General features: G+C 69.4%; 16 protein-coding genes. 5 read left to right on the top strand and 11 right to left on the bottom strand.

What is annotated here, in order from left to right; all coding sequences use genetic code 11:
- From EZ313_RS04985 to msrA, 3 genes are read right to left on the bottom strand one after another with little or no spacing between them, the layout of a single operon-like run.
- Positions 1–1,200 (bottom strand): ABC transporter permease, encoded by a 1,200-nt coding sequence (locus tag EZ313_RS04985; protein ID WP_135262093.1) that lies wholly within the window; start codon positions 1,198–1,200, stop codon positions 1–3.
- Complete coding sequence (locus tag EZ313_RS04980; RefSeq protein WP_135262092.1) at positions 1,197–1,850, bottom strand: ATP-binding cassette domain-containing protein; 654 nt, start codon at positions 1,848–1,850, stop codon at positions 1,197–1,199. Before EZ313_RS04980 ends, EZ313_RS04985 begins: the two co-directional genes overlap by 4 nt.
- 16 nt (positions 1,851–1,866) lie before the next feature.
- Positions 1,867–2,409: a peptide-methionine (S)-S-oxide reductase MsrA gene (gene msrA / locus EZ313_RS04975; protein ID WP_135262091.1), complete on the bottom strand. Its 543-nt coding sequence runs from the start codon at positions 2,407–2,409 to the stop codon at positions 1,867–1,869.
- Between the two features lie 79 nt (positions 2,410–2,488).
- On the opposite strand from msrA, the gene EZ313_RS04970 reads away from it, so the two are divergent.
- The 5 genes from EZ313_RS04970 to EZ313_RS04950 all read left to right on the top strand — a co-directional run bounded on the left by EZ313_RS04970 (position 2,489) and on the right by EZ313_RS04950 (position 6,456).
- Positions 2,489–3,250 carry a YdcF family protein gene (locus EZ313_RS04970; protein WP_135262090.1) on the top strand — a complete coding sequence of 254 codons (762 nt, stop codon included), beginning with the start codon at positions 2,489–2,491 and terminating at the stop codon, positions 3,248–3,250.
- 88 nt (positions 3,251–3,338) lie between these two features.
- Complete coding sequence (locus EZ313_RS04965) at positions 3,339–4,022, top strand: TetR/AcrR family transcriptional regulator (RefSeq protein WP_135262089.1); 684 nt, start codon at positions 3,339–3,341, stop codon at positions 4,020–4,022.
- A 44-nt stretch (positions 4,023–4,066) separates the two neighbouring features.
- A complete protein-coding gene (locus EZ313_RS04960; RefSeq protein WP_135262088.1) occupies positions 4,067–4,756 on the top strand; it encodes a protein-L-isoaspartate O-methyltransferase family protein in 690 nt (229 codons plus the stop codon).
- Positions 4,757–4,758: 2 nt separating this feature from the next.
- Positions 4,759–5,094 (top strand): rhodanese-like domain-containing protein, encoded by a 336-nt coding sequence (locus EZ313_RS04955; protein ID WP_135262087.1) that lies wholly within the window; start codon positions 4,759–4,761, stop codon positions 5,092–5,094.
- A 36-nt stretch (positions 5,095–5,130) separates the two neighbouring features.
- Complete coding sequence (locus EZ313_RS04950) at positions 5,131–6,456, top strand: TolC family outer membrane protein (protein ID WP_135262086.1); 1,326 nt, start codon at positions 5,131–5,133, stop codon at positions 6,454–6,456.
- Positions 6,457–6,459: 3 nt separating this feature from the next.
- Here EZ313_RS04950 and EZ313_RS04945 read toward each other — a convergent pair whose 3' ends face one another.
- From EZ313_RS04945 to EZ313_RS04910, 8 genes are all read right to left on the bottom strand, one after another.
- Positions 6,460–6,861, bottom strand: coding sequence for a GFA family protein (locus tag EZ313_RS04945; RefSeq protein WP_135262085.1), 402 nt, complete (start codon positions 6,859–6,861; stop codon positions 6,460–6,462).
- A complete protein-coding gene (locus tag EZ313_RS04940; RefSeq protein WP_135263570.1) occupies positions 6,861–7,373 on the bottom strand; it encodes a class IV adenylate cyclase in 513 nt (170 codons plus the stop codon). Before EZ313_RS04940 ends, EZ313_RS04945 begins: the two co-directional genes overlap by 1 nt.
- A 4-nt stretch (positions 7,374–7,377) precedes the next feature.
- Positions 7,378–7,695 (bottom strand): YciI family protein, encoded by a 318-nt coding sequence (locus EZ313_RS04935; protein WP_135262084.1) that lies wholly within the window; start codon positions 7,693–7,695, stop codon positions 7,378–7,380.
- Between the two features lie 59 nt (positions 7,696–7,754).
- The gene (locus EZ313_RS04930) at positions 7,755–10,019 is read right to left on the bottom strand and encodes an alpha,alpha-trehalose-phosphate synthase (UDP-forming) (RefSeq protein WP_135262083.1); all 2,265 of its coding nucleotides are present in this window, start codon (positions 10,017–10,019) and stop codon (positions 7,755–7,757) included.
- Positions 10,020–10,193: 174 nt separating this feature from the next.
- On the bottom strand, positions 10,194–10,931 hold the full coding sequence (locus EZ313_RS04925) for an aldolase (protein ID WP_135262082.1): 738 nt from the start codon (positions 10,929–10,931) through the stop codon (positions 10,194–10,196).
- A gap of 64 nt (positions 10,932–10,995) precedes the next feature.
- The gene (locus EZ313_RS23430) at positions 10,996–12,657 is read right to left on the bottom strand and encodes a hypothetical protein (RefSeq protein WP_205960332.1); all 1,662 of its coding nucleotides are present in this window, start codon (positions 12,655–12,657) and stop codon (positions 10,996–10,998) included.
- Between the two features lie 356 nt (positions 12,658–13,013).
- A complete protein-coding gene (locus EZ313_RS04915) occupies positions 13,014–13,718 on the bottom strand; it encodes an NHL repeat-containing protein (RefSeq protein ID WP_135262081.1) in 705 nt (234 codons plus the stop codon).
- The gene (locus EZ313_RS04910) at positions 13,715–14,047 is read right to left on the bottom strand and encodes a hypothetical protein (protein ID WP_167772508.1); all 333 of its coding nucleotides are present in this window, start codon (positions 14,045–14,047) and stop codon (positions 13,715–13,717) included. Before EZ313_RS04910 ends, EZ313_RS04915 begins: the two co-directional genes overlap by 4 nt.
- Positions 14,048–14,136 lie beyond the last annotated feature (89 nt).

The raw sequence follows: 14,136 nt of genomic DNA, 5'->3' as shown, positions 1-14,136 counted from the left end.
TCACCTCGTGTTGAGCAGTTCACCCGCGTCCGCGCGGTAGGCGCCGATGGCCGGGACCAGGGCCGAGACCACCGCGACGGCAACGGCGAGCGCCGGGATCCAGATTTCCTGCGGCAACAGCACCGCCGCGGACAGGGGCAGCGATTGTCGCTCGGCGAGCAGGCCGCCCGCGAGCGCCATCAGCGCATGGCCGGCGAGCAGGCCCAGCACCGAAGCGGCCAGCGCCAGCCACAGCGCTTCGCAGACCAGCAGCGCGGCCAATCGTCCCGGCGGTGCGCCCAGCATCCGCAGCATCGCCAGGTCGGCCCGGCGCTCCCGCACCGCGTTCCACAGTGCGATGAAGACGGAGAGCCCGGCCGTGAGCAGCAGCACGAAGCCCACGGCCCGCAGCACGTCGCCGCCTATGCCCAGCATGCGCAGCAGGCGCGACACCTCGACCGCCGGTGACGCGGCCTGCATCCCGGTCGTGCTGTTGATGTAGCGCGGGAAGGTCACCGCGGCCAGCGGCGTGCGGTAGCGCACCAGCGCGACCGTCACCTCGCGCTCGGCTTCCATCGCCTTGCGGTCCTCTTCGTCGGCGCCGTGGTGCTCGTGCACCTGCCACACCGATTCCAGCGAGGTCAGCACCAGCCGGTCCGCCACGCAGCCGCAAGGCGCCAGCACGCCGCTGACCTGGTAGGGCGTGCTGCCGTGGCCCTCGCCGCTGCCCGCGATGCCGTGGTTGCCGACGAATCGACCGCCCGGAGACAGGCCGGTCGCGGCGGCGGCCTGCGCGCCGAGCACGGCCTCCATCGGCTGCTGCCAGATGCGGCCCTGTTCCGCGCGCAACTGGTAATGCGCCATGTAGTCCGGCGTGGTGCCCGCGATGCGGAAGCCCTCGAAGCTGTCGCCCAGGCTGAGCGGGATGACCTGCGCGACCTGCGGGTGCTGCGACAGCGCCTTCACCTCCGCGAGCGGCACGTTGCCGGTGGGCACGTCGAGGTGGAACACGCCCGACAGGATCAGCTGCATCGGGCTGCCCTTGGCCCCGACCACCGCATCGATGCCGGCGAGGTCCCGTTCGAAGGCCCGCTGCACCTGCGTTCCGGCCAGCAGCACGAAGGTGATCGAGCCGAGGCCGAGCGTGAGCAGCAGCAGGTTGAGCGCCGCCTGCAACGGTCGCGAGAGCAGGTAGCGCAGCGAAAGGCCGGCCAGTTTCATGCGACGGCCCGCGCTTCGTCCAGGCGCAGTTGCTGCGCCTGGGGCAACGCATCGCGCACGCGCCGGTCGTGCGTGGCGATCACCAGCGTGGCGCCGCAGCGCTCTGCCGCTTCTCGCAGCAAGGCGATGGCCGCGGCGGCAGCCTCGTCGTCCAGGCTGGCCGTGGGCTCGTCGGCGAGGATGACTCGCGGGGACAGCAGCACGGCGCGCGCCAATGCAGCGCGCTGCGCCTCGCCGCCGGACAGCTGCGAGGGCCTGCGACGCGCCAATGCCGCAATGCCCAGGGCTTCGAGCGCCTGCGCGGTGCGCTGCGGCTGCCGCGGAAGTCCTGCGGCGAAGAAGACGAGGTCCAGGTTGCCCGCGACCGTGAGCGCCTCGCTCAGGTGCAGCTTCTGCGGAAGGAAGCCGACATGGCGGCCTCGCCACTGGTCGCGGCGAAGCGCGGGCAGCGCCCGCAGGTCCTGGCCCGCGACGACCAGGTCCCCTTGCGACGGGACCCGCAGCGCGGCCACCAGCGAGAGCCACGTCGACTTGCCCGTGCCGGAGCGTCCCTGCAGCAGCAAGGTGCCGCCCTGCGGCACGTCGACATCCTCGAACCGCAGCGGCGCAGCACCGGGATAGGCGAAGGCGAGAAAACGGGTGCGGATCACGCGCGAAGGTCCGCCTTCAGGCCCGCACCAGTTCGGCGAAGGTCTTGCGGAACTTGGCCACCTTGGGCCCGGCCACTGCGACGCAGTAGCCCTGGTACGGGTTTTTCTCGAAAAAGTCCTGGTGGTATTCCTCGGCCGGCCAGTAGTTGGACAGCGGCAGCACCTCGGTGACGATGGGCTTGCCGAACAGCTTCTCCTGGCTCATCAGCCGGATCATGTCGTCGGCGTCCTGCTTCTGTTCGTCCGTCGTGTAGTAGATGCCGCTGCGGTACTGCGTGCCGACGTCGTTGCCTTGCCGGTTGAGCTGCGTCGGGTCGTGCACGACGAAGAAGATCTCCAGGATCTGCCGCGTGCTGATCTGCTTCGGGTCGTACGTGAGCTTGACCACCTCGTTGTGGCCGGTGGTGCCGGTGCACACCTGCTCGTAGCTCGGCTGCTCGGCCGTGCCGTTGCTGTACCCCGACTCGACGTCGACCACGCCCTTGACCTTGACATACACCGCCTCGGTGCACCAGAAGCAGCCGCCGCCCAGCACGATGGTTTGCAGATCGTCTTTCATTGCAGGCTCCGTTGAAGGCAGCCACTTTAGCCGCCCGCGCGGCGCGGTCTCGCGGCCGTGGGCTTTAGCATCGCAGCCCATGCTTGCAGGTGAACTCAAGCCGATCCTGGCCGCGCTCGCCCTGCCGCCCGCGGGACCGTTGCTGCTCGCCGCGCTGGGACTCGTCCTCGCGGCGAGGCGATGGCCGCGCAGCGGTCTGGCGCTGGCTGCGATCGCGCTGGCCGGCCTGTGGCTGCTTGGCTGCCACGCCGTTGGGATGCTGCTGTCCGCGTCGGCATTGCCGCAGGTCGAGCCGGTGCGGCCCGAACGGCTGCACCAGGTCCAGGCCATCGTCGTGCTCGGCGGCGGCGTGCTGCCGAACGCACCGGAGTACGGCGTTGCGCAACCGTCGGCCTTCACCCTGGGCCGGCTGCGGTATGCCGCGATGCTCGCGCGGCGCACCGGCAAACCGCTCGCTTTCACGGGCGGCATCGGCTGGTCTTCGGCCGGCGGCGATTTCCCGCCGGAATCGGAATCGGCCGCGCGCACGCTGCAGGAGTTCGGCGTCGTCCCGCGCTGGAACGATTCGCGCTCGCGCGACACGGCCGAGAACGCGCGCGAACTGGAGACGCTGCTGGGCGTACAGGGCGTGCGCCGCATCGCGCTCGTCACCGATGCCTGGCACATGCCGCGGGCGGAGCTGGAGTTCCGCCGCGCCGGCTTCGACGTGGTGGCAGCGCCCACCGGATTTGCGGCCCCGCAGACCCGGCCGCTGCTCGAATGGCTGCCGTCCGCCGAGGGCCTCGCCCTGTCGCGGCGGGTGCTGCGCGAAGCGTTCGCGCTGTGGCTCGCGCGCGCCTGAAGCGACAACTTTGCTTTCGGCCTTGCGTTCGCCTTGACGCGCTGGCGCGCCTGCGGCTACATTACTAACCAGTCAGTCAGTAAGACGCATGCCCCTCAGCAAACTCATCGGACCCGGCAGCCCGGAAGAGCCGCCCAGCGGCAAACGCGAGCGGCGCAAGGAAGCGCGGCCGGGCGAACTGCTGGACGCCGCCCTCGACCTGTTCGTGGAGAAGGGCTTCGCCGCCACCCGGGCCGAAGAAGTCGCGGCGCGCGCCGGCGTTTCCAAGGGCACGCTGTTCCTCTACTTCCCCAGCAAGGAAGAACTGTTCAAGGCGGTGGTGCGGGAAAACATCTCCGGCCGCTTCAAGGAATGGAACGAGGAGTTCGAGACCTTCGAGGGGTCGGCCGCGGACATGGTGCGCTACTGCATGAAGGTCTGGTGGGAGCGCATCGGCGCCACCCGCGCTTCCGGCATCACCAAGCTCATGATCAGCGAGGCGCGCAATTTCCCCGAGCTCGCGGCCTTCTACCAGCAGGAGGCGATCCGGCCCGGCACGCAGCTGATCCGGCGCATCCTGCAGCGCGGCATGGACAGCGGCGAGTTCCGCCAGCTGGACCTGGACTACGCGGTGTTCTCGATCGTCGCGCCCATGATCTTCCTGATCATGATGAAGCACTCGCTGGGCCCCTGCGCGCCCCAGGACTACCCGCTCGACCCCGAGCGCTACGTCCAGTCCCAGTGCGAGACGCTGCTCATCGGGTTGTGCGTGCGGCCCGATGGCGGCTCCTAGAATCGAAGGTTTGTCCCGGCCTTCGAGCCGCACCGAAAAAGACCATGAGCCCGCTGCCTTCCCTCGAACAACTCCGCTTCAACATGATCGAGCAGCAGATCCGTCCCTGGGACGTGCTCGATTCGCAGGTGCTGGACCTGCTGACGGTGGTCCGGCGCGAGGAGTTCGTGCCGCCCGCGCACAAGGCCCTCGCCTTCTTCGACATGGAGATCCCGCTGCGCGGCGCGACGGAAGAGGCGTTCCGCCTCGGCCAGATCATGCTGGCGCCCAAGGTGGAAGCCCGCCTGCTGCAGGAGGTGAGCCCGCGGCCGCATGAGAAGGTGCTGGAAGTCGGCGCCGGCTCCGGCTACATGGCCGCCCTGCTGGCCGGCCGCGCCCAGCGCGTGATCTCGCTGGAGATCGAACCGGAGCTGGTGCGCATGGCGCGCGGGAACCTGCAGCGCGCCGGCGTGAGCAACGCCGAGGTCCGCGAAGCCGACGGCGCGCAGGGCCTGGCGGCGGAAGGCCCGTTCGACGTCATCGTGCTGAGCGGCTCGGTGGCCGAGGTGCCCCCTGCCCTGCTGCAGCAGCTCAAGGTGGGCGGCCGCCTGGCCACGATCCTGGGACAGGAGCCCGTCATGCGCGCCACGCTCATCACCCGCACCGGCGACACCACCTACACCACGGCGCAGCGCTGGGACACCGTCGCGCCCCGCCTGCTGCATTTCCCGCAGCCCTCGCGGTTCCAGTTCTGAACATGGTCGACCAGGTCCGCCCCAACGACCTCGACGCATGGATCGCCGCCCAGGGCGGCAACGGGGTCGTCCTCGATGTGCGGGAGCCGCAGGAGCTGCGTGCCGCCAGCGTGCCGCCGCAGGGCTTCGAGCTGCTCACGATCCCGATGAACGAGGTGCCCGCGCGGCTGGCCGAACTCGACCCGGACCAGCCGATCGCCTGCCTTTGCCACCACGGCGGCCGCAGCCAGCGCGTCGCCATGTTCCTCGCGAGCAACGGTTTTTCCAAGCTGGCCAACGTCGCGGGGGGCATCGACGCCTGGTCGCGTGAGCGCGACCCGTCGGTTCCGCGATACTGACGAGCCAGCACGAATAAAACGGGCAAAGGACGGACGATGACACCCTCGCGGCTACTCCCCCTGGCGACGGCGCTCGCCGCGGCCCTGGCGGCGGCTCCGGCCGGCGCCCAGAGCCTGCTGGCGCTGTACGAGTCGGCGCGGGCGCATGACGCGGTGTGGCAGGCGGCCCGCGCCCAGTACGACGCGAACCTGGCGCGCGCCGAGCAGGCCCGCGCCGGCATCCTGCCCACCGCCAACCTCGCCTCCACCATCAGCCGCTCCGATTTCGAGGTGAACAACCCGCCTGGCGAGCGCAACTTCGGCACGCAGACCGCCACCCTGTCCGCCGCGCAGCCGATCTACCGCCCGGCCAACTGGGCCACCTGGCAGCAGGGCAAGCTGCAGGTCGACCTGGCGCAGGCCCAGCTCACGGCCGCCAGCCAGGACCTGATCATCCGCGTGAGCCAGGCCTACTTCGACGTGCTGGCCGCGCAGGACACGCTGGCCTTCGTGCGGGCGCAGAAGACCGCGGTGAACGAACAGCTGGCCTCCGCCAAGCGCAACTTCGAGGTCGGCACCGCCACCATCACCGACACGCGCGAGGCGCAGGCGCGGTTCGACCTCGTCACGGCCCAGGAGATCCAGGCCGAGAACGACCTGCGCGTGCGCAAGCTGGCGCTGGACACGCTGACCGGCCGCCCCGATTCGCAGCCGGTGCCGCTCGCCGCGCCGCTGAACGTGCCGCCCCCGGAGCCCGCGAGCGTGGACGCCTGGGTGTCGCAGGCCGAGGCGGTCAGCCCCACCATCCAGCAGGCGCGCACCGGCGTCGACATCGCCGAGTGGGAAACCGAGAAGGCCAAGGCCGGCCACAAGCCCACGCTGGACCTCACGGCCAGCTACGGCATCCAGCGCAACGTGAACGGCAGCGCGACGTCCACCCTGGACAACCGCAACAACGTCGGCCAGCTCGGCGTGACGTTCAACCTGCCGCTGTTCGCAGGCTTCTCCACTCAGAACCGCATCCGCGAGACGCTCTCGCTGGAAGAGCGGGCGAAGGCCGACCTGGAGGCCGCGCGCCGCAACGTCGCGCAGGCCACGCGCACGGCCTACTTCGGCGTCATCTCCGGCCAGGGCCAGGTCCGTGCGCTCGAAGCGGCCGAGTCTTCGAGCCAGCTCGCGCTCGACGCCAACCGCCTGGGCTACCAGGTGGGCGTTCGCATCAACATCGACGTGCTCAACGCGCAAAGCCAGCTCTTTCAGACCAAGCGCGACCTTGCGCAGGCGCGCTACAACGTTCTGATTGGCCATTTGCGCCTGCGCCAGGCCAACGGCACGCTGCAGCCGGAAGACCTGGCGCGGCTGAACGCGCTGGTGGTGCGCTAGTCCCTAGAGGTGCGAGAAGAACTCCGGCGCGCGGTCGGGCCGGTCGTTCAGGCCGTCGACGTACGTGATCGGCAGCCTTGAGAGTTCCTCGTCCGAGACGCCTTCAAGGCAACCCACGTTCACGCCGTACATCTTGCCGATCGGCGTCTCGTTTCCGATACCGAACGGCCGCACGCCGCAGTGTCGGCAGAACCAGTGCTCGTTCTTTCGGGTGTTGAACACATAGCGGGTCAGCTCCGCTTCGCCGCTCAGGACGCGCAGTCCGCCATCCCTCGCCACTGCCACCCAGAAGCGCGTGCGCCGGCAGATCGAGCAGTTGCAGCGGTACGTGGGCTGCTCCAGGTCGAGGTCGGCCTCGAAGCGGACCGCTCCGCAGTGGCAGCTGCCCTGGTAGGTCTTGAGCATCAGGTCCTCCCGGCAAGATCCACGTACGCGCCTTCGATGAGCGCGGATTCCCCGATCCCGAGTCGCTGCATGAGCTCTTGCGCTTCGCGAACGCCGGCTTCGGACGCTTCGTTCTCCTCGAGCACGACTTCGAGTTCGAGGAAATCCCCCAACCCCTCGACGCGATCGAGATGCACACGCGTGCGGCCCACGAGGAACAGCGTGCGGAGCTTGCGCACGCGCCCTGCGAGCCCGTACGCCAGGCCCAGCGACTCCCGCAGCATGTCCGGTGCCGACGTGGGCGAGCGCAGGTAGAACGATTCCTTCGGCCCTTGCTGGTCGGCGCGGCGGTAGAAGATGAGCTCGCCCGAATCCGCGGAGAACGCCCGCAGCTTCAGCCTGCCGTTCGCGCACGGGAAGAAGGTGTCGTCCTGGAGGATGTGCACCGGCCCTTCCGTCGCGATGGCGGCGGCCCTGGGCACCAGCGCCTCGACGCTTTCGATACGAGCCTTGATCTCGATGTTGCGCGCCACAGGATCAGCTCGCATTGGCGGTGTCGCCCCGCACGATGGCGTGCGGCATGGCAATCAGCTCGAAGCTGAAGCCGGCATTCGCGGTCACGGCGGGATCGCCGGCGCAGATGGTTCGCGCCTGCGCCTCGTCGCCCACCGTCAGGACCGCGATGCCCCACGTGCCCTTGGGATCGGGCACCGGCCCGTACACGATGACCGAGCCGCGGTTCATCTGCCCGGTCCAGTAGGCGAAGTGGCTTTGCATCGCAGCACCTTCGGCGGGTGTCATGCCGGCGGGAAAGTCCGGCCGGGGCGGGATCAACCGGTACAGGTAGACGGACATCGCAGGCCTCCGTGTGCGGGTTGGGCGCGGCGCACCGCACGCCCCGCAAGGCACCAAGCCTACATGTTCGCGGCGTTGCGCTCCTCTTCCGGCGCACCGTGCCGCTGCACCCGCTCGGAGATGCGCTCGCGCAGGCGCCAGCGCGCCGCGTCCGTCAGCATCTTGCCCGCCCAGCGGTAGACGTTGAACTCGCGCACCGTGCTGCGCAGGTTGGCCATGCGCTCGCGCTGTTCGGCCGGCGGCATGGTCAGCGACCGATGGATCGCGTCCGCCACTTCCTCGACGTGGTAAGGATTGACGATCAGCGCCTCGGGCATGTCGCGCGCCGCGCCGGCGAAGCGGCTGAGGACCAGCACGCCCTGCTCGTCGTCGCGCGCGGCGACGAACTCCTTGCACACCAGGTTCATGCCGTCGTGCAGGCTGGTGACCAGGCACACGTCGGCCGCGCGGTAGAGGCGGTTGACCTGCTCGTGCTCATGGTGCTGCGCGAGCAGCCGCACCACCTCGCGGCCGCCCGCGGAGAAACGTTCGTTGATGCGGCGCGTGACCTGCTCGATGCGCTGCTGGAACGCCTGGTATTCCTCCAGCGCCGCCCGCGTGGGCGCGGCCACCTGCACGAACGTGAACTTGCCCCGCCACTCGGGGTGCTTCTCCAGCAGCCGCTCCACCGCGTGCAGCCGCTCCAGGATGCCCTTGGTGTAGTCGAACCGGTCGACGCCCACCGCGATACGGTGGTGGCCGGGGATGTCGTGCAACTCGCAGACCTGGCGGCGGCACTCGGCGGGCGAAGCCCATTCCGACACCGAATCGCGGGTGGGCCACTCGATCGAGATCGGATAGCTCTCGATGAAGGTCTGCTCGCCCTTGTACGAGATGGTCGAATGCTCGTGCTCGATGCGCGCTTCGAGGTAACGGTCCACCGCCTCGATGAAGTTCTTGCAGTGAAAGCGCGTGTGGAAGCCCATGATGGTGCTGCCCAGCAGGCCTTCCAGGATCTCCTGGCGCCAGGGGCAGATGCCGAACGATTCCGGGTTCGGCCAGGGGATGTGCCAGAAGGTGAGGATGGTGGCGCGCGGCAGCCGCCGACGCACCATGGCCGGCAGCAGCGCGAAGTGGTAGTCCTGCACCAGCACCACCGGGTCTTCGCTGCGCGCCTCGGCCACCACCGCGTCGGCGAAGCGCTGGTTGACCGTCTTGTAGTACAGCCAGTCGGACTCGCGGAACACCGGGCGCACGTGGGCCACGTGGCACAGCGGCCACATGCCTTCGTTGGCGAAGCCGTAGTAGTAGCCCTGCTCCTCCTCGGGCGAGAGCCACACGCGGCGCAGCTGGTACTCCTCGTGGCCCGGCGGCAGCGCCACGCGGTCGTGCCGGTCGACCGCCTTGCGGTCGGCGGTGCCGCTGCCGTGCGCGATCCAGGTGCCGGAGCAGGCGCGCATGACAGGCTCCACCGCCGTCACGAGGCCGCTGGCCGGACGGCGCACGAAGACGCGCCCGTCCTTGCCCTTCTCGTGGATGTAGGGTTCGCGGTTGGAGACGACGATGACCTGGTCGCCGCGCAGCTGCGACCGCAACAGCGATTGCAGCCGCGGCGCGTCCCACTCCGCTTCATGGCCCTGGTAGCGGCGGTACTCGTCCTCCAGGTCACGCAGCCGGGCGCGCAGCTCCGCGGCCACGGGCGCCAGCTCCGGCGCGCCGCCGCCCAGCGGGCGCACCAGGCCTTCGCCGCGCAGCAGCGCGCGCGTGCCGGACACCCAGCCGCGCCAACTGAGTTGCGCGACGGCCATCGTGACCAGCGCGATGACGATGCCCACCCCGGCGAGCAGCGCGATCAGGTAGCGGCGCGTATCGAGGCTTCGGCGTTCGATGAAGCTCAGGTCGTGCAGCAGCACCAGCTGGCCGACCGGCCCCGATTCGGCCGTGACGGGATGCGCGCTCACGTGCACCGGACCGCCGGGCAGGCGCAGGCGCGGCTCCGTCTCCGACGCGAGGCGATCGGCATCGTCGCAGGACAGCTCGCGCGGATAGCTGGCGGTGCGCGTGAGCAGCTCGCCCGTCGGCGAGCACCAGCCCATGGCGACCATGCGCTCGTCCTCGACCGCACGATTGAAAAGTTGCTGGAGCTTGCGGCCCTTCGGGTCCTCGAGTGCCGCGGCGATGGACTCCGACAGCGTGTTGGCCATCAGGTTGCCGCGCATGTTCATGTCGCGCGCGAACCAGCGCAGCGTGAGGCTGTCCATCAGCGGCAGCGCGAAGTAGGCCGCCGCGGTGAGCACGACGACGAGGGGAACCAGGAACCGCAGCTGAAGGTTGAAGGCTTTCATCGATGAGCGTCGATGGCGCGCCGGAAAGCCGCGCGCCGGAAAAAGGCCTGCCCATGCAAGGTCCGCGATCCGCAATTGGACTGCGGGGGAACAGCAGAGTTCTGCCGGACGGGCTAATTTACCTGCACGGCGATTGCATTTGGGCCAATGCAACCCATCCGTGAGGGCAATCCCTCAGAGCACGCGCCGCAGCGCTTCGAAGAAGAGCTCGGACTGCAGCCGCTCCTGCTGGATCTGTCCGGCGACGCGGCGCACCAGCTCCTCCGCAGCCGCAACCAGCGGCTGGCCGGTGGATTGCGCCAGAACCTGGTGCAGGCACGCGCGCTCCAGGTAGTAGAGGTCGTCGTACGCGTAGTCGACGCGGTCGCCGCAGACGATCACGCCATGGTTGGCCAGGAAGGCGACGTCGCGCCCTTCCATCGCGCGTGCGATGCGCTCGCCTTCGCGCTCGTCCAGGGCGAGGCCGTTGTACGTGCGGTCGATCGCGAGGCGCCCGTGGAAGCGCATCGCGTTCTGCGAGAGCGTCGTGTCCAGCCCGCGGTCGGCGGTGAGCGTCAGCGCCGTCGCGTACGGCATGTGGGTGTGCAGCACGCAGGCCTTGCGCGCAATGCGGTGCACGGCGGCGTGGATGAACATCGCCGTCGGCTCCACCTCGTGGCGCCCCGCGAGCTTGCGGCCGTGCGCATCGACCATCACGATGTCGTCGCCGCGCACCTCCTGCCACAGCAGCCCGCGCGGATTGAGCAGGAATCGGCCCGAGCCGTCGGGCAGCTCCAGGCTGAAGTGGTTGCAGACGCCTTCGGCCAGGCCGTGGTGCGCGGCGGCCCGCAGCGCCAGCGCGAGGTCTTCGCGATGGCCGCGGAGGGCGGGGGACTCGAAATCCTGCTGGTGCATGGCATTGCGCTCGGTCATGAGCGCCCGAGTGTGCGGGCAGCCCAGGCCGGGCGCAACGGGTCAGCAGGCGACCGGAGCACGGTCAGTTGCAGGTGGACTTGCCCCAGTACGTCGGCGTCCACTCGGGCGGCGAGTTGACGTTCCACACAGACGCGCTCAACTGGGTCGCCGCGTAGACCTGGCCGAGGCGGGTCACCTTGTTGCCGGGCAGGTAGCGGGTCGTCGCGTTCCATGCCGGGCAGCTCGCGACCGGCGCCGGCGCGGGCGCGGGCGCTGGAGTCGGTGCCGGAGCCGGAGCCGGAGCCGGCGCGGGCACGGGAGCTGGCGCGGGCGCGGGCGCAGTCGTCGTGGTGCAAGCGGTCTTGCTCCAGTAGCTCGGCGTCCACTCGGGCGGCGAGTTGACGTTCCACACGGTCGCACTCAGCTGCGTCGCCGCGTAGGCCTGGCCAAGGCGCATGACCTTCACGCCCGGCATGTAGCGGGTCGTGGCGTTCCAGGCCGGGCAGCTCGTGGAAGGTGCGGGGGCGGGAGCGGGCGAAGTGACGGGCGCCGGCGCGGGGGCCGGGCCTGGTGAGGGTGCAGGAGCCGGGTACGACGGCGCCGGGGCCGGGGCCGGGGCCGGGGCCGGGGCCGGGGCCGGGGCCGGAGCCGGGCTGGGTGCAGGCGCAGGCGCCGGTGCGGTGCTCGTGCCGGTCCACACCTTGTAGTCGTGGACCACGATGTCGCCGCTGCCGACGACGGGCTCCACGCCCAGTTCGACGCTGGCCACGTATTCGTTGCCGACGGCCCAGGGCGTGCCCTTCGCATCGCGGCGCGTCGTCACGTAGTTGATGATCGCGGCGAGGTCGATCTCGCCGGGCGCCACCGGCATCACCTCCGGCACGAAGGCGATCATCTTCCAGCCGGTGCGGCCGTAGGCGCCGTTGAGCGTGCCGAAGTTGAAGAGCAGCGCGCCGTCGGCGCCCTTGGTGGCGTACACGTGGTAGCGCTTGCCGCCGATCACCGCGTCATGGTCGTACCACATCGGGTTGCGGCCGCCCGGCGCGTTGTGCGAGCCGTAGTTCCCCCAGTTGGCCAGCGGGATCATGATCTCGTGCGTGATCGACGAGTTCAGGAAGCCCGAGTCCTGCTTCGGGCCGGACTGCAGCCAGATGTCGAACGTCAGCTGGCCCTGGCCCGTCGGCGCCGACAGGTGGGACATGTTGAACTTGGCCTTCAGCGACTTCACCGGCAGCTGCATGGGGAAGACGGTCCCCGGCGTGCGGCCCGTGGGCGCCTGCTGCAGGGTCGAGCCGTTCGGGAGGCGCACGGGGTCGCCGTCGACGGTCGTTCCGGAGCTGTAGTAGCCCGGCCGTCCGCCATTGATCATGGAGGGAAAGCCCTTCACCTCGGCGGAGCCGGCCGGGTTGGGCCAGCGCCACTTCATGCGGAATGCGACCTCCCCGGCCGGTCCGACGTTCGGGCTCACGCCGACCTGCTGCTGGAACTGGTAGCTGTTCGGGCCTTCCGTGATGCTGCCCTGGCCCCACCGGTTGTCCTCGACCCAGTACGCGTCGTTCGGGTTGCCGGCCTGCAGCCAGGCGTTGGGGCTGGGAGCCACCGGGATGTTCGGCACCTGGGCCCAGCTCAGGCCGGTGCCGAGCGTGAGGGCGGCCGCCAGCACGCAGGCTTTCGCATTGAAGCGGCGCGCGGCGGCGTTGCATTGCGAACGGGTTCGGGGGGTCTTCTTCAACTGCAGGACCATCGGCGTCTCTTCGGGTGTCTTCGGGCAGAGCTCCGCCCGGCGCGGGCGCAGGCTTCTTGCCGGCGGGACCGCGATCGAGTCGGGAGCGGGGACGCCGGGCTGGTTGCGCCTTTAGGAAGCGGGCCCTGAAACGGCGCGCCAAGCTCAGCGTTGGCGCGGATGCTAGTAGGACAAGTCCGACGCGTCTGTAGGAGACGCCGGCTCAGCTGTAAGTGAACGGTTCAGCTCTTACAAACACTGCTGAGTTGGATGGCACGGTTTACGTGCGGACACGGCTCATGCTCATCCATACGAATGGACTCCACAAGTGAAAAGCGGCCGGGAGACCGGCCGCCTTGCGGGACGCGTCAGTGGCACTAGTTGGTTGAGCGGAAGACCAGGACGCGGCTGTTGTCGCTGTCGACCACGATCAGATTGCGACCGTCGAAGCGCACTCCCGTGGGCGACGAAAGGGTGTTGGCAGCCGGAGAGCCCCCGGCGTTCAATCCCGACCCGGTGAAGTCGTCTTGGCCGATCACCTGATCGGCGGCTTGGCCATCTGTTGCCGGGAACGTGTCCCAGATCAACACGCGGTTGTTTTCCGTGTCCGCTACGGCCATTTGCCCACTGTCGCGAACATCGATCGACCGGGGCGAAGACAGCCCGACGTTCGTGGCGATTCCGAGGCCGGCATCGGGCAGGGAATCGTTGAAATTGGACTGTCCGATCACGCGCTTGGCGGCCGGAAAGTCTGCCGTCGGGAAATCGAAGATCAGGACGCGCTGATTTCCTCGGTCGACGACGACCAGTTGGACACCGTCCGACCACACGGACGTCGGCCCGCTCAGGGTGAATTCATCCGGAGCTGTCCTGCCCGCGTTCCGCGTGCAGGCCCCCTTGCTCGCCTGACCCACGACGAAGGTCGCGTCGGTCGTGCTCCCCGGCTCCGGAACCTGATCCCAGATCAGCACCCGGTTGTTTTCCGTGTCGGCGACGACGAGCTGTCCGCGCGGCGTGATGATCGCGTCTTCGGGCTCTTTCAGGAGGTTCGCTTTGCAATCGGGCGCGCCGCCGACGGTCACGTCGGCCGATCATCGATCGGAGGCTGGTTGTAGACCTCGACCCGGCTGTCCGTGATCGACACCAGCTTCCCGCCATGGACGCCAACGCTGCGGAAATTTGCCGGCATGCTGAATCGGGCACTCGGCCCTTTCACGGCGTCATAGTCGTCGAAGGCGCTGATCCCCTGCGAGCTCGCAACGAAAAGTCTCCCATCGGACGTCACGCCGGTATTCCCGATCGGGAACCGCAACCGGTCGATCGGGACAGGCGTTGCAGGCGCATCGCCTCGGTCGAAATCCGGCTGCCCGATCACGACCGAAGCAGACGGGAAGTCGCCCCAGGTGAGCACGGCGGGGATTGGCGGCGGGTCCGGAGGTCCTGGAGGTACCGGGGCGCCGGGCCCTGCTCCGCCCCCTCCCCCACCGCCGCAGCCGACGG

Origin of the sequence: Ramlibacter henchirensis, assembly GCF_004682015.1 — a bacterium.
In the GTDB taxonomy this organism is placed as follows: Bacteria; Pseudomonadota; Gammaproteobacteria; order Burkholderiales; family Burkholderiaceae_C; genus Ramlibacter; species Ramlibacter henchirensis.
Note: the sequence above shows the minus strand (reverse complement) of the source record. Positions and strands in the feature narration are given on the sequence as shown.